General features: G+C 69.9%; 13 protein-coding genes. 10 read left to right on the top strand and 3 right to left on the bottom strand.

Going from position 1 to position 18,059, the window contains the following annotated elements; translation table 11 throughout:
- Nucleotides 1-18: 18 nt before the first annotated feature.
- Nucleotides 19-1,635: a GMC family oxidoreductase gene (locus ADE01S_RS04635; RefSeq protein ID WP_062680286.1), complete on the bottom strand. Its 1,617-nt coding sequence runs from the start codon at nt 1,633-1,635 to the stop codon at nt 19-21.
- Between the two features lie 190 nt (nt 1,636-1,825).
- Here ADE01S_RS04635 and ADE01S_RS04640 point away from each other — a divergent pair, with 190 nt between their 5' ends.
- From ADE01S_RS04640 to ADE01S_RS04670, 7 genes are all read left to right on the top strand, one after another.
- A complete protein-coding gene (locus ADE01S_RS04640; RefSeq protein WP_062680287.1) occupies nt 1,826-2,713 on the top strand; it encodes a LysR family transcriptional regulator in 888 nt (295 codons plus the stop codon).
- Nucleotides 2,714-3,037: 324 nt separating this feature from the next.
- A complete protein-coding gene (gene nirB, locus ADE01S_RS04645; RefSeq protein WP_062680288.1) occupies nt 3,038-5,587 on the top strand; it encodes a nitrite reductase large subunit NirB in 2,550 nt (849 codons plus the stop codon).
- Nucleotides 5,587-5,937, top strand: a complete 351-nt coding sequence (nirD, locus tag ADE01S_RS04650) for a nitrite reductase small subunit NirD (protein ID WP_062680289.1) — start codon at nt 5,587-5,589, stop codon at nt 5,935-5,937. Before nirB ends, nirD begins: the two co-directional genes overlap by 1 nt.
- A 47-nt stretch (nt 5,938-5,984) precedes the next feature.
- On the top strand, nt 5,985-6,797 hold the full coding sequence (locus tag ADE01S_RS04655) for a formate/nitrite transporter family protein (protein ID WP_062680290.1): 813 nt from the start codon (nt 5,985-5,987) through the stop codon (nt 6,795-6,797).
- 22 nt (nt 6,798-6,819) lie between these two features.
- Nucleotides 6,820-8,565 carry a bifunctional protein-serine/threonine kinase/phosphatase gene (locus ADE01S_RS04660; RefSeq protein WP_062680291.1) on the top strand — a complete coding sequence of 582 codons (1,746 nt, stop codon included), beginning with the start codon at nt 6,820-6,822 and terminating at the stop codon, nt 8,563-8,565.
- Between the two features lie 20 nt (nt 8,566-8,585).
- A complete protein-coding gene (gene cobA, locus ADE01S_RS04665; protein WP_062680292.1) occupies nt 8,586-9,353 on the top strand; it encodes a uroporphyrinogen-III C-methyltransferase in 768 nt (255 codons plus the stop codon).
- Between the two features lie 21 nt (nt 9,354-9,374).
- Nucleotides 9,375-10,637 (top strand): nitrate- and nitrite sensing domain-containing protein, encoded by a 1,263-nt coding sequence (locus ADE01S_RS04670; RefSeq protein ID WP_062680293.1) that lies wholly within the window; start codon nt 9,375-9,377, stop codon nt 10,635-10,637.
- Nucleotides 10,638-10,653: 16 nt separating this feature from the next.
- Here ADE01S_RS04670 and ADE01S_RS04675 read toward each other — a convergent pair whose 3' ends face one another.
- Complete coding sequence (locus ADE01S_RS04675) at nt 10,654-12,720, bottom strand: tetratricopeptide repeat protein (protein WP_062680294.1); 2,067 nt, start codon at nt 12,718-12,720, stop codon at nt 10,654-10,656.
- Nucleotides 12,721-12,806: 86 nt separating this feature from the next.
- Here ADE01S_RS04675 and ADE01S_RS04680 point away from each other — a divergent pair, with 86 nt between their 5' ends.
- Entirely contained in the window at nt 12,807-13,658 is an 852-nt protein-coding gene (locus ADE01S_RS04680; RefSeq protein ID WP_082775696.1) for a class I SAM-dependent methyltransferase, read from the top strand.
- A gap of 251 nt (nt 13,659-13,909) precedes the next feature.
- Here ADE01S_RS04680 and ADE01S_RS04685 read toward each other — a convergent pair whose 3' ends face one another.
- Entirely contained in the window at nt 13,910-14,971 is a 1,062-nt protein-coding gene (locus ADE01S_RS04685) for a LacI family DNA-binding transcriptional regulator (RefSeq protein WP_082775697.1), read from the bottom strand.
- 112 nt (nt 14,972-15,083) lie between these two features.
- Here ADE01S_RS04685 and ADE01S_RS04690 point away from each other — a divergent pair, with 112 nt between their 5' ends.
- Together ADE01S_RS04690 and ADE01S_RS04695 are read left to right on the top strand one after the other, a co-directional pair.
- The gene (locus ADE01S_RS04690) at nt 15,084-16,103 is read left to right on the top strand and encodes a TRAP transporter substrate-binding protein (protein WP_062680295.1); all 1,020 of its coding nucleotides are present in this window, start codon (nt 15,084-15,086) and stop codon (nt 16,101-16,103) included.
- Between the two features lie 9 nt (nt 16,104-16,112).
- Complete coding sequence (locus ADE01S_RS04695) at nt 16,113-17,993, top strand: TRAP transporter large permease (RefSeq protein WP_062680296.1); 1,881 nt, start codon at nt 16,113-16,115, stop codon at nt 17,991-17,993.
- The last annotated feature ends 66 nt before the right edge of the window (nt 17,994-18,059 follow it).

Here is an 18,059-nt window from a genome sequence, read left to right on the forward strand (position 1 = left end):
CCCGGATGACTCCACGCCTTACGCGCCTGCCGCCGCGTCCTCGCGCATCATCTCCGCCGCGCGCTCCGCGATCATGATGGTCGGGGAATTGGTGTTGCCCGAGGTGATCAGCGGCATGACCGAAGCGTCGGCGATGCGCAGTCCTTCCAGGCCGTGCACCCGCAGCCGCGCGTCCACCACCGCGCCGCCGTCGGCATCGCGTCCCATGGCGCAGGTGCCCACCGGATGGAAGATGGTGGTGCCGATCTTGCCGGCCGCCTCGCGCAGCTCGGCTTCCGTCTGGAAGGCCGGCCCGGGCAGCCATTCCTGCGGCCGGTAGCGCGCCAGCGCGGGCGCCGCGGCGATCCGGCGCACCAGGCGGATGGAGTCCGCCGCCACGCGCAGGTCTTCCTCGGTGCTGAGATAGTTGGGCGCGATGACGGGCGCCAGGCCCGCGCCCGGCGAGCCCTGCACGTGCACGCTGCCGCGCGAGGTGGGCCGCAGGTTGCACACGCTGGCGGTGAAGGCATCGAAGCCGTGCAGGGGTTCGCCGAAGGCGCCCAGCGACAGCGGCTGGACGTGGAACTCCACGTTGGCGCGCGCCTGGCCGGGGTCCGACTTGGCGAACGCGCCCAGTTGCGACGGCGCCATGCTCATCGGCCCGCTGCGATTGACCAGGTATTCGAGGCCGATGCCGGCCTTGCCCCACCAGGTCGAGGCGATGCGGTTGAGCGTCTTGACGCCGCTTACCTTGAGGATGACCCGCAGTTGCAGATGGTCCTGCAGGTTCTCGCCCACGCCGGGCAAGGCGTGGCGCAGCGCGATGCCGCTTTCGCGCAGCCGGGCCGGTTCGCCCACGCCCGACAGTTCCAGCAATTGCGGCGTGTTCACGGCCCCGGCGGACAGCACCACCTCGCGGCTCGCCCGCACGCCGACGCTGGCGCCGCCGCGCCGCAGCTGCACGCCCACGCAGCGCTTGCCTTCGAAGAGCAGATGTTCGGCCTGCACGCCGGTTTCCACGCGCAGGTTGGCGCGCTTGCGCGCCGGCCGCAGGAAGGCCTTGGACGTGTTCCAGCGCCAGCCGCGGCGCTGGTTCACTTCGAAATAGCCGCTGCCGAAGTTGTCGCCCCGGTTGAAATCCTGCACGCGCGGAATGCCCTCCTGCTCCGCCGCGGCGGCGAAGGCTTCCAGGATGTCCCAGCGCAGCCGTTGCGGCTCCACCCGCCATTCGCCGCCGGCGCCGTGGCAGTCGTCGCCCCCGCGGTGGTGATCTTCGCTGCGCTTGAACACCGGCAGCACCTGGTCCCACCCCCAGGCCGGATCCCCCGACAGGGCGGCCCAGTCCTCGTAGTCCTGGCGCTGGCCGCGCATATAGATCATGCCGTTGATCGACGAGCAGCCGCCCAGCACCCGGCCGCGCGGATAGATCAGGGAGCGGCCGCCCAGGCCGGGCTCGGCCGCGGTGCGGTACATCCAGTCCGTGCGCGGGTTGCCGATGCAGTGCAGGTACCCCACGGGGATGTGGATCCAGTGGTAGTTGTCGCGCCCGCCGGCCTCCAGCAGCAGCACCCGCAACGCCGGATCCTGGCTCAACCGGTTGGCCAGCACGCAGCCGGCCGACCCCGCGCCCACGATGATGTAGTCGTACGTCTCCATAAGCTCTTCTTATCTGCTTGCCGGGGCAATGCGTCCGCCGGCGGGGTGAGCCGACCCGGCTGCGGCACAGGGCGCGCGCCGGGCATCTGCCGTGACTCTGGCGCAGGCCCGCGCAACTGTCCAATGATTTGTTGAAAAACACCTTATAAGCAACTCTAATAATGCCCAGCGCCCTTCTCCTGGACTGCCCATGGACCTGAAGCACATCCGCACTTTTGCCGCCGTCGCCCGCGAAGGCAACCTCACGCGCGCGGCCGAGCATCTCCACCTGACCCAGCCCGCGCTGAGCCTGCAGCTGAAGAACTTCCAGGAAGCCCTGGACCTGACGCTGTTTTCGCGCACCGCCCAGGGCCTGGCCCCCAATGCCGACGGCCGGGCGCTGCTGCCGTCGGCGCAGCGGATCCTGGATGCCCTGGAGGATTTCCAGCGCGCCATCGGCGCCCTGCGCGATACCGTCCAGGGCGAACTGCGCATCGGCACGATTCTCGACCCCGAATTCCTGCGGCTGGGCGCCACCCTGCAATACCTGGTGGAGCACTATCCCAAGATCCGGCCCACGCTGCGCCATGGCATGTCGGGGTCGGTGGGACGGCAGGTCCGCTCGGGCGAACTGGACGCGGGCTTCTTCCTGGGCCCGCAAGCCGGCAACGGCGGCTCGCCCGGGGTGGAGGCGCTGCCCCTGGCCTCGTTCGCGTACTGCGTGGTCGCCCCCAAGGGCTGGGGCGCCCAGGTGGCCGGCCGGGGCTGGGCCGAGATCGCCGCCCTGCCCTGGATCTGGACCCCGCCGGATTCCGTGCACCACCGCCTGCTGTCGGACCGGTTCGCCGCGCTGGGCATCGCGCCCAACGCGGTGGCCGAAGTGGACCAGGAGTCGTCCATGCTGGACCTGGTGCGTTCCGGCGTCGGGCTGTCGCTGGCGCGCGACTCCATCGCGCTGCGCGAATCGCAGGCCAACGGCCTGCTGCTGGTGAAGGGCCTGTCGATCCAGGCCGAGCTGTCCTTCATCACCCAGGCGGCCCGGCGCGAGGATCCGCTGGTGGCCGCCGCCTTCTCCGCCGTGCGGGCCGCCTTCGGCTGAACGCCCGCGCCGTGCTGCACTGCGCCAAACAGGTGCGGCGCGCACAGGACTATGCACCGGCTTGATGCGGCGGCCCTTCCCGCCGCGGCCGCCCCGCGGCCTTCGTCCGCCCGCTTCCGCTCACTCTTCGCCCCGCGCTCCCCGGCATTCCGCCTCAAGGCGGGCCCAGGCCGCATTCCTGGCACGGACTTTGCTTGATGTCTGGCATGCGGGCCGCAAGGCCGGCAAGACAACTTGAGCAATACCGGCAAAGGCGCCCCGACCGCAAGGTCCAGGGCGCTTTTCGTCTTCTGAAACCTGAATATCCAAGCCCGGGGATATCCCATGAACGTATCGGCCACATCCGACTCCCTGCAGACCCTCGTCGTCATCGGCAACGGCATGGTGGGCCACCATTGCGTCGAGCAGCTGGTTGCCCTCGGCGCCCTGGAGCGCTACCGCATCCATGTGTACGGCCAGGAAAGCCGCCGCGCCTATGACCGCGTGCACCTGTCCGAATACCTGAACGGACGCGACGCCGACTCGATGGCGCTGGGCGACGCGGCGCTCTACGAGCGGGACGGCGTGATGCTGCACCTGGACGCCGCCGTCCTGGAGATCGACCGGCACCGCCGCGAGATCGTCACCCCGCTGGGCCGCCAGGCCTATGACAAGCTGGTCCTGGCCACCGGATCCTATCCTTTCGTGCCGCCGATCGCGGGCGCGGAAGGAACGTCGCGGCTCGTGTATCGCACGCTGGACGACCTGGACCTGATCCGCGAGGCCGCCCGCGGCGCCCGCCGCGGCGTGGTGGTCGGCGGCGGGCTGCTGGGCCTGGAGGCGGCCAACGCGCTGAAGTCGCTGGACCTGGAGGCGCACGTAGTGGAATTCGCGCCGCGCCTGATGCCGGTGCAGCTGGACGAAGCCGGCGGCGCCGCGTTGCGCGCCCGCATCGAATCGCTGGGGGTGGGCGTGCACCTGTCGCGCGCCACGCAGGACATCCGGCCCGGCACGCAATACCGCTACCGCATGCGCTTCGCCGAAGGCGCCGCGCTGGAAACCGACCTGATCGTGTTCTCGGCCGGCATCCGGCCGCAAGTGACGCTGGCCCGCAAGGCCGGGCTGACGCTGGCCGAGCGCGGCGGCGTGGCCGTGGACGATTACTGCCGCAGCAGCGACGAGCACATCTACGCCATCGGCGAATGCGCGGCCTGGAACGGCAGCGTGTTCGGCCTGGTGGCGCCCGGCTACCAGATGGCGCGCATCGCGGCGGCGGCGCTGTGCGGCCAGGCGCCCCAACCCTTCGCCGGCGCCGACCTGTCCACCAAGCTCAAGCTGCTGGGCGTGGACGTCGGCTCCATCGGCGACGCGCACGGCGCGACGCCCGGCGCGCGCAGCTATCGCTACATCGACGAAGCCGGCGCCGGCTACCGCCGCCTGGTGGTGTCGGCCGACGGCAAGCGCGTGCTGGGCGCCGTCCTGGTCGGCGACAACAGCTACTACGACACACTGCTGCAATACGTGCAGAACGGCATCGCGCCCCCCGCCGATCCCGCCAGCCTGATCCTGCCCCAGGGGCAGGCCGCCCCGCTGCTGGGCGTGGATGCGCTACCCGCCTCGGCCACCGTCTGTTCCTGCCACAACGTCAGCAAGGGCGCCATCCGCGACGCCATCGGCGGCGGCTGCGCGGACCTGGCCGCCGTCAAGAGCTGCACCCGCGCGGCCTCGGGCTGCGGCGGCTGCGCCGGCCTGCTCAAGCAGGTGGTGGAGCACGAACTGGCCGCCCGCGGGATCGCGGTCGACAAGAGCCTGTGCGAGCACTTCGCCTACACCCGCCAGGAGCTGTACGCCATCGTGCGCGTCGGCAACATCGAGACCTTCGACGAGTTGCTGGCCAGCCACGGCCGGGGCCAGCTGGGCTGCGACATCTGCAAGCCGGCCGTGGGCTCCATCCTCGCGTCCTGCTGGAACCGCCCCATCCAGGATCCCGCCCTGGTGCCGCTGCAGGACACCAACGACACCTTCATGGCCAATATGCAGAAGAACGGCACCTATTCGGTGGTGCCGCGCATTCCCGCCGGCGAAATCACCCCCGACGGGCTGATCGCCATCGGCGCCGTCGCCAAGAAGTACGGCCTGTACACCAAGATCACGGGCGGCCAGCGCATCGACCTGTTCGGCGCGCAACTGCACGAACTGCCCGGCATCTGGGGCGAACTGATCGCCGCGGGCTTCGAGACCGGCCACGCCTACGGCAAATCCACGCGCACGGTGAAATCCTGCGTGGGCAGCACCTGGTGCCGCTACGGCGTGCAGGACAGCGTCCGCATGGCGCTGGACATCGAGCACCGCTACAAGGGCCTGCGCTCGCCGCACAAGCTGAAGTTCGCCGTCTCCGGCTGCACCCGCGAATGCGCGGAAGCGCAGAGCAAGGACATCGGCGTGATCGCCACCGAGAACGGCTGGAACCTGTACGTCTGCGGCAACGGCGGCATGCGGCCGCGCCATGCCGAACTGTTCGCCACTGACCTGGACGACGCCACGCTGATCCGCGTCATCGACCGCCTGCTGATGTTCTACATCCGCACCGCCGACAAGCTGCAGCGCACCTCCGTGTGGCGCGAGTCGCTGGAGGGCGGGCTGGACTACCTGAAGCAGGTGGTGCTGGAAGACAGCCTGGGCCTGTGCGCCGAACTGGAGGCCCAGATGCAGCTGGTGGTGGACCGCTACGAATGCGAGTGGGCCAACGCGCTGAACGATCCGGAAAAGCTCAAGCGCTTCCGCACCTTCGTCAACGACCGCGGCCCCGACCCCGACATCCAGTTCGTGCAGGAACGCGGCCAGCCCCGGCCCGCGCCCGCCCGCGTCATTCCCATTGCCGAGGAGATTGCCTGATGGACACCCTTGCCCACCCCACCAAAGCCTGGCGGCCCGTCTGCCGCCGCCAGGACCTGGTCCCCAACTCCGGCGTGGTGGCGCTGGTCGACGGGGTGCAGATCGCGCTGTTCTACGTGCCGCAAGCCGCGGACGGCGACGTCTACGCCGTCGAGAACCGCGACCCGCGCTCCGGCGCCAACGTCATCGGCCGCGGCATCGTCGGCCACCTGGGCGGCGAGCTGGTGGTCGCCTCGCCGCTCTACAAGCAGCACTTCCGCCTGGCGGACGGAAGCTGCGTGCAGTACCCCGACCAACCGCTGCGCGCCTGGCGCGCGCGGCTCAACGCCGACGCGGTGGAAATCCGCTGAGGCCCAGGCCCCCCAGTTCCCGATCCCTCCAGAAACAGGAAGCCATCATGTCCTACATTGTCCCTGCCGAATTCGTCACCAAGATGGTGGATGCCGGCGAATCCAAGATCTACATGGCCACCCGCGACGCGCTCATCCGCGCCTACATGGCCGGCGCCATCCTGGCGCTCTCGGCGGTATTCGCCGTCACCGTCTCCGTGCAGACCGGCACGCCCATCCTGGGCGCGGCGCTGTTCCCGGTCGGCTTCTGCATTCTCTACCTGATGGGGTTCGACCTGCTGACCGGCGTGTTCGTCCTCACGCCGCTGGCCCTCATGGACCGCCGCCCCGGCGTGACGCTCAAGGGCGTGCTGCGGCATTGGGGCGTGATCTTCGTGGGCAATTTCCTGGGCGCGCTGACGGTGGCCTTCCTGATGGCCATCGTGTTCACCTACGGGTTCTCGACGCCGCCCAGCAAGGTCGGCGAGGTCATTTCCCACATCGGCGAGAACCGCACCCTGGGCTACAAGGAATACGGCGCGGGCGGCATGCTGACGATCTTCGTGCGCGGCGTGCTGTGCAACTGGATGGTGTCGCTGGGCGTCGTCGGCGCCATGATCTCCACCACGGTCAGCGGCAAGGTGATCGCCATGTGGATGCCCATCATGCTGTTCTTCGCCATGGGATTCGAGCACTCCGTGGTGAACATGTTCCTGTTCCCCTCGGCGCTGATCCTGGGCGGCAACTTCTCGATCATGGACTACATGGTCTGGAACGAGATCCCCGTGGTGCTGGGCAACCTGATCGGCGGCCTGTCGCTGACCGGCCTGACCCTCTACACCACCCACATGAAGACCGCGCCCAAGCGCAGCTTCAACTGAAGCACCGCGGGAGCAGCCAGCCATGGACGCGCGCGCCGGCGGCGAACCCGCCACCCTCAGGGTGGCGGCGGGCCAGCACACGGAACCGGGAAGAAAGGCCGTCAACCAGGACTTCCACGGCCTGTGCCTGCCCGGCGAGCCGCTCCTGGGCGCCAAGGGCATCGCCGTCGCGCTGGCCGACGGCATCGGCAGCAGCAACGTCAGCCACATCGCCAGCGAGACCGCGGTCGCGAGCTTCCTGGAAGACTATTACTGCACGCCCGAGACCTGGTCGGTGAGAAAGTCGGCGCAGAAGGTGCTGGGCGCGGCCAATGCCTGGCTGCATGCCCAGACCCGCCAGCGCCACGACCCGGACCGCGACCGCGGCTACGTCTGCGCCATGACGGTCATGGTGCTGAAGTCCACCACCGCCCACATCCTGCACGTCGGCGACGCCCGCATCTACCGCCTGCGCAATGGCGCGGTGGAACAGCTGACCGAAGACCACCGCGTCTGGATCGCGCGCGGCAAGAGCTGCCTGGGCCGGGCGCTGGGGCTGGCGCCGCACCTGGAGATCGACTACCACACCCAGCCCCTGGAAGCGGGCGACGTGTTCCTGCTGGCAACCGACGGCGTGCACGAGCACGTCGGCGCGCAGGACATGGCGGACGCCGTCGCCGCCCACCCCCACGCCCTGGACGACGCCGCCCGCGCGCTCGCGCGGCTGGCCCTGGAACGGGGCAGCGAGGACAACCTCACGATACAGATCGTGCGCGTCGACGCCCTGCCCTCGCGCCAGGCCGGCGAAATCGCCCGCTATAGCCGCGACCTGCCCTGCCCGCCGCTGCTGGCCGCGGGCCAGGAATTCGAGGGCTTCCTCATCCTCGACGAGCTGCATGCCAGCAGCCGCAGCCACGTCTACCTGGCCCGCGACCTCGCCGGCGGCGGACAGGCCGTCATCAAGATCCCCTCGCTCGACCTGCGGCACGACCCGGCCTACCTGGAACGGCTGCTGACCGAAGAGTGGATCGCCCGGCGCATCGACAGCCGCCACGTGGCGCGGGCCTGGCCGCGCGCGGGCCGGCGCGGCTACCTGTACACCGTCAGCGAGTACGTCCCCGGCCAGACCCTGGCGCAATGGATGGCGGCCCATCCCCGGCCGGCGCTGGAACCCGCGATCGCGATCATCGAACAGATCGCCCGCGGCCTGCAGGCCTTCCACCGCCTGGACCTCGTGCACCAGGACCTGCGGCCGGAGAACGTCATCATCACGGCGGACGGCACCGCCAAAATCATCGACCTGGGGTCCGCCACGGCCGCCGGCATGGAAGAACTCGCCCATGCCGACGACGGCGCGCCGCCCATGCTGGGCACCGCCCAGTACGCCGCGCCCGAGTACTTCCTGGGCGAGGCCGGCACGCCGCGGTCGGACCTCTATTCGCTGGCCGCGATGCTCTACCAGATGCTGTCGGGCCGGCTGCCCTACGGCGCCGACGTGGCCCGCGCCCGCAGCCGCGCCGCGCAGCTGCGGCTGAACTATGTCTCGGTCCTGGACCGGGAGCGCGAGATCCCGGCCTGGGTCGACAACGTGCTCAGCCGCGCCCTGCATCCGGATCCGCGGGCCCGCACGCCCGAGCTGTCCGAATTCACCCACGCGCTGCGCCATCCCGCCGAAGCCGCCCGCGGGAGCGAACGCCTGCCCTTGCTGGAACGCAACCCCGTGGCCTTCTGGAAAGGGCTGAGCCTGCTCCTGGCCATCGTGATCGCGGTCCTATCCTTCAAACCCTGAACCGATATGGAATGCCTGCCATGAACCCTACTGTGTGGCTGATCGGCGCGGGTCCGGGAGACCCGGAGCTGCTGACCCTCAAGGCGGTCAAGGCGCTGGCCCGGGCCGACGTGGTCCTGGTCGACGACCTGGTCGATCCGCAAGTCCTGCAATACTGCCCCCAGGCCCGCATCGTGCGCGTGGGCAAGCGCGGCGGCTGCCGCTCCACGCCGCAGGACTTCATCCAGCGCCTGATGCTGCGCTATGCCCGCCAGGGGCTGCGCGTGGCGCGCCTGAAAGGCGGCGACCCCTGCATCTTCGGCCGCGGCGGCGAAGAAGCGCAGTGGCTCAGCGACCGCGGCGTGGCCTGTGAAATCGTCAACGGCATCACCGCCGGGCTGGCCGCGGCAAGCGCCAGCGGCATCCCGCTGACGCAGCGCGGCCTGGCCCAGGGCGTTACACTGATCACCGCCCATTCCCAGGACGGCAGCACGCCGGACTGGTCCGGGCTGGCGCGCAGCGGCACGACGCTGGTGGTCTACATGGGAGTGGCGAAGGTGAACGACATGAGCAGCCAGCTGCTGGCGGCCGGCATGGCCGCCGACACTCCCGTCGCGATGATCGAGCGCGCCTCCCTGCCCGGCCAGCGCCTGTGCCCGTCCACGCTGGTCGACATGGCGCGGGACGCGGAGGCCTTCCAGCTTCGCAGCCCCGCCGTTCTCGTGATCGGCCAGGTCGCCGCGTGCCGCGTGCTCGGCATCGCCGACGCGCCCGCCGAGGCGGCCCCGCCGCTGCGCCGGCTGGCCTGACTTCCCGCGCAAGGGCACGCCATGGCCGAACGCCACATGCCGCCTCCGCTGCGCTTCCTGCTGGCCGCGCGCCGCAGCGAGCTCCATGGCCTGGAAGCCCTGGCCGGCACCTGTGAACTGGTGCTGAAGATCAGCGCGCTGGTGCATGCGCTGCAAAAGGAACGCGGCTATTCCAACCTGACGCTGTGCGGCGACGACGAGCGCCTGCTGCCCGCGCTGGCCGGTCTGAGCGACGAGGCCGGCGCCGTCGAGGGCGACGCGCGCGCTTTCCTGGACGGGCTGGAGACCGGCGCCGCGGCGGGCGCCGGCCGTGCCCGCCTGCTCAATTGCATCGCCTATGCCCTGTTCCGGCTGGACGAACTGCCACGCCTTCGCCGTCAGGTGCGCGACCGGCGCGTGCCGGCGCACGAGGCCGACTCGCGTTTCACGCTGGTGATCGCCAGCCTGCTTGCCGTGGTCGTCGAAGCCGCCGACTCCGCGCTCGACGCCGGCGTCACCCGCAACCTGGTGGCGCTGCTGAACTTCATGCAGGGCAAGGAACTGAGCGGCCAGGAACGCGCCTGCGGCGTCATGGGTTTTACGGCCGGCTGGTTCAGCGACGAGCAGAAAGCCCGCATGCTGGGCCTGGCCGCCAACCAGGCGCGCAGCTTCGACAGCTTCGCGCAATACGCTCAGGACGCGCCCCTGCAATGCTGGGAGCAGGCCCGCCAGCACGACCCGCAGGTCCAGCGCATGCGCGACATGGCGCAGCGCACCTCGGACACGCAGCGCGTCGACGGCAGCCTGGCCGGCCTGTGGTTCGACCTCTGCACCGCGCGCATCGACGCCATGCGCGACATGGAAACCCGGCTGGCCCATGACCTGGCGCAGCACTGCGCCCGGCGCATCGCCGAAACCCGCCAGGAACTGGACGACCGCCGCCTGCTGCTCAGCCGCTACGCCGACCACGCCAGCGGCCGCGCGCCCAGCCTGGTCTTCAGCGTGCAGAGCCGGATCCTGGACGCGCCCCCCCAGGACGGCGTGGGCAAGGAACTGGAGCGTTCGATCCTGGACATGATGCGCGAGCAGGCTCTGCGCATGCAGCGCGCCGACGACGCCCTGAGCAGCGTGCGCGGCGCGCTGGACGAAAGCAAGCGCATCGACCGCGCCAAGCTGCTGCTGATCAGCCGCTACGGCCTCGCCGAGCCTGCCGCGCACGAGCGGCTGCAACGTGCCGCGATGGACGGCGGACTGTCGCTGGCGGAAGCCGCGCGGCGGATCGTCGAACAGCTGGGCGAGGGCTGAGCGCCCGCCCGGCGCCTCAACCCAGCCCGATGCGCCGGGCGCCATCCCGGAACAGGGCCTCGGCCTCCGGGCTGAGGTGGAACGCCGCCAGGAAATCCTCGATGCGATAGGACGGCACCGTCTTGCGGATCGAGGCCAAGAGCTCGGATGCCTCCTGGACCCTCCCGATCATGGCAAGGCAGCAGGCGGCGATCGCCAGGATATGCACATGGGCGTTGACGCGGGCCGCCGCCTGCACGGCCCAGTCGGCGGCTTCGTCGAGCCGGCCCAGGCGAACCAGCGCGATCGCGCGGACGGCCAGCATGCCGAACAGCAGCGGGTCGAAGGGACTCAGCCGGCGCGAATGGTCGGACGAGCCGATCGCCGCCTCGGCGTCGCCCGACTGGCAGTTGACGAACCCGAGCGTGTAATGCGCCAGCGCGAAGTTCGGGCTCAGGTCCACCGCGCGCTGCAATTCGGTCAGCGATTGGTCCTGGCGGCCGCGCAGCCACAGCGCCCGGCCCATGGCCCAGTGCGCGGCCGGATCGCGATCATCCGCGGCCAGGCCCCGCCCCGCGGCGTCGTGCGCCTGCTCGATCGCCGGCTCCCGCTCGTCCCAGCGCTGGAAGGCGTTCTGCCAGTGGGTGAAGGACAGGCCGGCATAGGCCCGCGAAAACGTCGGATCGAGCCGCACCGCCATCTCGAAAAAATGCCGCGCCCGCTGGTTGTCCTCGCGGTTGAACCGATACATATGCCACAGGCCGCGGTGATGGGCCTGCCACGCGTCCAGCGAATTCGGCGGCCGCAGGATGGCCAGCTTGCACTCGGCGGCTTCGACCTCGCTCTCGATGGAGGCGACGATCCGATCGCCGATCTCGTCCAGCGCGAGAAAGGCGTCGTCCAACTTGTGGTCGAAGACGTCCGCCCACACGATGCGCGCGGTGCGCGATTCGACCAGTTCGACGGACACGGCGAGGCGCTTGTCCTGGCGGCGCAGCGTGCCGCTGACGACGTAGTCCACGTTCAGCGTCCGGCCGGCCTCTTCCGGGCCCACGCTGCGCTGGTCGAGCGCGAACACGGTGCCCTGCGCGATGACGAACAGGCTGCGCAGCTTCGCCAGCCGCGTGATGATGTCGTAGGCCAGGCCGTCCGCCAGCCCGCCGCGCACGCCGCGCTGCGCGGCCCCGTCGACGAACGGCATCACCGCGATCGACGCGCGGCCGGCCCGGCCCGGCGCGCCGTCGGGCGATCCCGGCCGTGGCGCCGCTTCCTCGGCCGGCGTCCCCGGACCGGCCGGGCCGGCCGCGCCAGCCACGCCGCCCGCCCGGCGGGCCTTCGCCTCCCGCCACGCCTCGCGCAGCGGCCGCCAGTCCAGCCCTTCGGCCTCGAAGGCCCGCACCGCCGCGGCCAGATGCTCCTGGCCTTCGCGCCATTGACCGCGATGCGCCAGCGCATCCAGCATCAGCTCATGCGCGTGCCGGTCGAACGGGGCCAGCTGCAGCCACTTGTCCAGGCAGGCGAAACTTTCCCCGGAGCCGGCCGCAAGCCGTGCCGCCAGGTGTTCCAGCACCGCGACCTGGCAGGCCCTCAGGCGCCGCCGCTGCGCCGTCAGCCAGTTGTTGAAGAACGGGTTGCGGTCGATCTCCAGCCCTTCCAGGAAGTCGCCCGTGAACAGGGCGGCGAGCGCGCGCAGCCGCTGCGCATCCAGCGTGTCGATGCCGTGCTGCATCGCCCGCTCGATCTCGATGACGTCGACGCGGCAATCGCCCAAGGCCAGCCGCACCGTGTCCTGCGCCGTCTCTATCCTGCGCCGGCCGGGCTCGTCGAGCAGGGCCCTGGCCTTGCTCAGGCACCAGCGCAGCTCGCCGCGGGGATCGTTCGGGACGTCCCACAGCAATTCGCAGAGATGGGCGCGCATGACCGCCCGCGGCGCGAGCGCCAGGTAGGCGATGAGCGCCCGCAGCTTGCGCGAAGGCGGCAGCGCCACGGCGGCGCCCGCCCGGCGGATCGTCAGCGGCCCCAGCATGCGCAGTTCGACGACCGCCTCGGGGACGGAGCGGTCCGGCTCGGCGGATTCCACGCCGGCTACCACGCTCGCCTCCATGGCGGGTGCCTATCGTGGATTCCGGGGAGCACGGCGCGCGCATGCCCGCGCGGCGCCGGTTGCGATACCCCGAATGGAGACAAACCATGCCCATATCCACCCTCGCCAGCAGCCCGGCGCGCGAATCCGCGCCGCAGCCCGACCTGGCCGCCCTGAAGGCCCGCCAACAGGGCACCTGGTCTTCCGGAGACTACGCCGTCGTCGGCACGACACTGCAGATCGTGGGCGAACAGTTGTGCGAATCCCTCGATGTCCGCGCCGGGCAGAAGGTGCTCGACGTCGCCGCCGGCAACGGCAATGCCTCGCTGGCCGCCGCGCGCCGCTGGTGCGACGTCGTCTCGACCGACTACGTGCCCGCGCTGCTCGGGCGCGCCCGCGAGCGCGCCGCCGCGGAGCGGCTGAAGGTCGAGTTCCAGGAAGCCGACGCCGAAGCGCTGCCGTTCCCGGACGGCGGCTTCGACGCCGTCGTCTCGACCTTCGGGGTAATGTTCACGCCCGACCAGGACAAGGCGGCCGCCGAACTGATGCGCGTGTGCCGGCCGGGCGGCAAGATCGGCCTGGCCAACTGGACGCCGGACGGCTTCATCGGCCACGTGTTCAAGACCATCGGCAAGCACCTGCCGCCGCCCGCCGGGATCAAGTCGCCCGCGCTGTGGGGCACACGGGCGCGCATCGAGGAGATGTTCGGGGCGCACGCGTCTTCGATCAAGACCGAATCGCGCGATTTCGTGTTCCGCTATCGCTCTCCCGAGCACTGGCTGGAGGTCTTCAAGACCTACTACGGCCCGCTGCTCAAGGCGTTCGGCGCGCTGGAGCCGGCGGCGCAGGCGGCGCTGACCGGCGATCTGATGGCGCAGATCGAACGGTTCAACCGCTCTGGCGATGCCGCGATGGTGGTGCCCAGCGAGTATCTCGAAATCGTGGTCACCCGCCGGTAACCGGGCCGAGATCCAAGCCCTCCGCGGGCCCGGGCCATCCAGGCGGAAGGCAGGCAGGAAGTGATCCATGGCGCGACGCCCCCGCGGTCGCCCGGTGCTCGGCCCGGACGGCCGCTGTTACGCAACCCTAGGAAGGAACAGGCAGCGGCCCGCCGGCCAGTGCCCGGATGGGACAGCGCCCATACGCGAAATCATACGCCCGTGCCCATGCACCGGTGCGGGCTCCCTATCCCGCGGGCGCCCTGCTGGAATCACGGCAGGTTTTCGCGGAAGATCACCTGGCTGCGGGCGAGCTCCACCCCGTTCATGGGGCTGCGCTTGTCGCGCAGATTGCAGAAAATGCGCACGCAGCTCATCAGCGCCTCCATCGGGCTTTGCGTGATGACCGCGTCCATGGTGCCGTCGATCAGCAGCGAGCGCGTGTCGGGCGTCAGGCCGTGGCCGATGAACACCACCCGGTGCTGCAGGCCCGCCTCTTTCAACGCCCGCGCCACGCCGTCCGACGCGCCGCCGATGTTGTAGATGCCGGCCAGTTGCGGATACTGCTCCAGCAATTGGCGCGTCTGTTCGTAGTTCCTCTGCGCGTCGTCGTAGCCTTCCCGCAAGTCCACCACCTGCATCGCCTGGAACTGTTCCGCGTACAGCTGCAAAAAGCCGCCCTCGCGCTCTTCGTGCGCCCGGTAATGGCGCGACCCGGCGATCAGCGCCACGTGCGCCGCGCGCGAACCGATGAAGCGCGCGATCAGATACCCCGCGGTGCGGCCGGCGGCGCGGTTGTCCAGGCCCACGTAGGCCGCGCGCGCGCTGTTGGCGATGTCGGAAATCAGCGTCACCGTCGGCACGCCCCGCTGCGCGAGCGCGTCGACCGCTTCGCGCACCGTCGGATGTTCCAGCGCCATGAACGCGATGCCGTCCGCCCGCTTGCCGTGCTTGGCCAGCGCCTCGGCCAGCGCGTCGGGGTTGAAGCTCTCGACGTAATCGACCTGGCACTTGGCGTTGAGCGGCGCGAAGTGTTCCTGCGCATAGCTGACGGTATCGCCCAGCATGCGCAGGTAGCGGTTGCTGCCGCGCGGCAGCAGAAACACCAGGCGCATCGGCTCCGGCGCGGCGGCGAAACGGATGTCCTGCTCGGGCAGGTAATCCAGTTCGAGGGCGGCCTTGAAGACTTTCTGCGCGGTGCTGGCCCGCACCCCGGGACGGCGGTTCAGCACGCGGTCGGCGGTGGCGGTGGAAACGCCCGCGCGCGCCGCCACGTCCGCCAGGCGCGCCAGCTTGCGTTCGGAAGGAGTTCGATTCACATCAAAAACCATCATGAAAGAAGTTTGACGATGATAGCGCCTCTTCACTATTGTCCAGTCTGCCGCATGGGATTGGCGCTTTTGTGGCACATCAAAAGACATCATAACCACGATTATGGAGACAACCATGAAGCTGCTGACACGCCGCAGTGCCCTGCGCCGCCTTGGCGCGGTTCCCGCCCTAGCCTTCGCCAGCGGCTTCCCGCTGATCGCCCGCGCGGCCGACTACACGCTCAAGTACGGCAACAACCTGCCCGTCACCCATCCGCTGAACATCCGCGCCGAGGAAGCCGCGCAGCGCATCCTCAAGGAAAGCAACGGCCGCGTCGACATCAAGATCTTCCCCAACAACCAGCTGGGCGGGGACACGGACATGCTGGCCCAGGTGCGCTCGGGCGGCATCGATTTCTTCACGCCCTCGGCGCTGGTGATCGCGACGCTGGTGCCGGTCGCGGCCATCAATGCCGTCGGCTTCGCCTTCAAGGACTACAACCAGGTGTGGAGCGCCATGGACGGCGCGCTGGGCGCGCACGTGCGCGCCGCGATCGCGCAGCGCCGCCTCTACGCCTTCGAGAAAATGTGGGACAACGGCTTTCGCCAGACCACCAGCAGCAAGGCGCCCGTCAAGACGGCGGCCGACATGGAAGGCCTGAAGATCCGCGTGCCGGTGAGCTCGCTGCCCATCTCCATGTTCAAGGGCCTGGGCGCGGCGCCGGCCAGCCTGCAGTTCAGCGAGGTCTATTCGTCGCTCCAGACCAAGGTCGTGGACGCGCAGGAAAATCCGCTGCCCATCATCCAGGTGGCCAAGCTGTACGAAGTGCAGAAATACTGCTCGCTCACCAACCACATCTGGGACGGCTACTGGTTCATCGCCAACGGCCGCATGTGGGAGGGCCTGCCGGAAGACCTGAAGACGGTGGTGGCCCGCGGCATCAACGAGGCCGGCCTGGCGCAGCGCGAAGACATCAAGAAGCTCAACGCCTCGGTCCAGTCGGACCTGGAGGGCAAGGGCCTGCTCTTCAACCAGCCCTCGGCCGACAGCTTCCGCGAGCAGTTGCGCGGCGCCGGCTTCTACAAGGAATGGCAGGGCCGCTTCGGCAACGAGGCCTGGACCCTGCTGGAGCAGGCCGTCGGCAAGCTGGCCTGAGGTCGCGCCATGTCCTCCCTGTCCGCTCCGCACGCCGCGCCGCCCCTGCTGCCGGCCCACCCCTTGCGCCGGGCCGCCGGCGCGCTAGACGGGCTGCTGGGCTGCGTGGTCGAACACGCGGCCGCGGCCATCGTGCTGGTCGAGATCGCGGTGCTGTTCGCCGGCGTGGTGGCGCGCTACGCGTTCCACAGCCCCCTGGTCTGGTCCGACGAGCTCGCCTCCATCCTGTTCCTGTGGCTGTCCATGCTGGGCGCGGTCGTCGCGCTGCGCCGCGGCGAGCACATGCGCATGACGGCGCTGGTCAACAACGTGAGCCCCGCGCGCCGCGCGCAGCTGGAAACGGCGGCCCTGGCCGCCTCGCTCGCGTTCCTGGCGCTCATCCTGCTGCCGGCCGTCGAGTACGCGCATGAAGAGCATTTCATCATCACGCCCGCGCTGGAACTGAGCAACGCCTGGCGCGCCTCCGCCATCCCCGTCGGCATGGGGTTGATGGCCGTCGTGGCCCTGCTGCGGCTGGCGCGCACCCAGACCCTGCCCCAGATGCTGGCGGCGCTGGCGGGCGCCGCGGCCGTGGTGGCGCTCTTCTGGCTGGCGCAGCCGCTCTTCTCCACGCTGGGCAAGCTGAACCTGCTGATCTTCTTCGTCGGCATCGTGGCGGCCACGGTCTTCGCCGGCGTGCCCATCGCGTTCTCGTTCGCGCTGGCCACGTTCTCGTACCTGGTGCTGACCACCAATACCCCCATGGTGGTGATGGTGGGCCGGCTGGACGAAGGCATGTCGCACCTGATGCTGCTGGCCGTGCCCCTCTTCATCTTCCTGGGCTCGCTCATCGAGATGACGGGCATGGCGCGCGCCATGATCCAGTTCCTGGCCAGCCTGCTGGGCCACGTGCGCGGCGGACTGTCCTACGTGCTGATCGGCGCCATGTACCTGGTGTCCGGCATTTCCGGGTCCAAGATCGCCGACATGGCGGCCATCGCGCCGGTGCTGTTCCCCGAGATGAAAAAGCGCGGCGCCAAGCCGGGCGACCTGGTGGCGTTGCTGTCGGCCACCGGCGCGCAGACCGAAACCATCCCGCCGTCCATCGTGCTGATCACCATCGGTTCGGTGACGGGCGTGTCCATCGCCGCCCTCTTCACCGGCGGCCTGCTGCCGGCCGTGGTGCTGGGCCTGGCGCTGTGCTCGGTGGTGTGGTGGCGCTACCGCAAGGAAGACCTGAGCCTGGCCCAGCGCTTCACGGCCAAGGAGATCGGCCGCTACTTCGTCATCGCGCTCCCCGCCGTGGCCCTGCCCTTCGTGATCCGCGCCGCGGTCGTCGAAGGCGTGGCGACGGCCACCGAAGTCTCCACCATCGGCATCGTGTATTCGGCCGTCGTGGGCCTGCTGATCTACCGGCGCTTCGACTGGGCGCGGCTCAAGCCCATGCTGATCGAGACAGCCTCGCTGTCGGGCGCCATCATGCTGATCGTGGGCTGCGCCACGGCCATGGCCTGGGCGCTGACGCAATCGGGATTCTCGGGCGACCTGGCCCGGATGATGGGCGGCATGCCTGGCGGGGCCTACGGGTTCCTGGCGGTCTCCATCGTGGCCTTCATCATCCTGGGCAGCGTGCTGGAAGGCATCCCCGCCATCGTGCTGTTCGGCCCGCTGCTGTTCCCGATCGCCGTCCAGGCCGGCGTGCACGAAGTCCATTACGCCATGGTCGTGATCTTCGCGATGGGCATCGGCCTGTTCGCGCCGCCCTTCGGCGTGGGCTACTACGGCGCCTGCGCCATCAGCCGCGTCGACCCCAACGAAGGGATCGGCCCGATCTGGGGCTATGTGGCCGCGCTGCTGGTCGGCTTGATCGTCGTCGCCGCCTTCCCCTGGTTCTCCATCGGTTTCCTGTGAGGCCCGCGGCCCGGATCCGGGCCGCGCGCTCCCCGCACTCTCCAACCCTACTCCTGCAAAGATCCA

Origin of the sequence: Achromobacter denitrificans NBRC 15125 (genome assembly GCF_001571365.1) — a bacterium.
Classification (GTDB): domain Bacteria; phylum Pseudomonadota; class Gammaproteobacteria; order Burkholderiales; family Burkholderiaceae_B; genus Achromobacter; species Achromobacter denitrificans.

Bases quoted from the DNA above. Each gene is read 5' to 3' on its own strand.
- ADE01S_RS04635 (WP_062680286.1), bottom strand. From the start codon at position 1,635: ATGGAGACGTACGACTACATCATCGTGGGCGCGGGGTCGGCCGGCTGC.
- ADE01S_RS04640 (WP_062680287.1), top strand. From the start codon at position 1,826: ATGGACCTGAAGCACATCCGCACTTTTGCCGCCGTCGCCCGCGAAGGC.
- nirB (WP_062680288.1), top strand. From the start codon at position 3,038: ATGAACGTATCGGCCACATCCGACTCCCTGCAGACCCTCGTCGTCATC.
- nirD (WP_062680289.1), top strand. From the start codon at position 5,587: ATGGACACCCTTGCCCACCCCACCAAAGCCTGGCGGCCCGTCTGCCGC.
- ADE01S_RS04655 (WP_062680290.1), top strand. From the start codon at position 5,985: ATGTCCTACATTGTCCCTGCCGAATTCGTCACCAAGATGGTGGATGCC.
- ADE01S_RS04660 (WP_062680291.1), top strand. From the start codon at position 6,820: ATGGACGCGCGCGCCGGCGGCGAACCCGCCACCCTCAGGGTGGCGGCG.
- cobA (WP_062680292.1), top strand. From the start codon at position 8,586: ATGAACCCTACTGTGTGGCTGATCGGCGCGGGTCCGGGAGACCCGGAG.
- ADE01S_RS04670 (WP_062680293.1), top strand. From the start codon at position 9,375: ATGGCCGAACGCCACATGCCGCCTCCGCTGCGCTTCCTGCTGGCCGCG.
- ADE01S_RS04675 (WP_062680294.1), bottom strand. From the start codon at position 12,720: ATGGAGGCGAGCGTGGTAGCCGGCGTGGAATCCGCCGAGCCGGACCGC.
- ADE01S_RS04680 (WP_082775696.1), top strand. From the start codon at position 12,807: ATGCCCATATCCACCCTCGCCAGCAGCCCGGCGCGCGAATCCGCGCCG.
- ADE01S_RS04685 (WP_082775697.1), bottom strand. From the start codon at position 14,971: ATGATGGTTTTTGATGTGAATCGAACTCCTTCCGAACGCAAGCTGGCG.
- ADE01S_RS04690 (WP_062680295.1), top strand. From the start codon at position 15,084: ATGAAGCTGCTGACACGCCGCAGTGCCCTGCGCCGCCTTGGCGCGGTT.
- ADE01S_RS04695 (WP_062680296.1), top strand. From the start codon at position 16,113: ATGTCCTCCCTGTCCGCTCCGCACGCCGCGCCGCCCCTGCTGCCGGCC.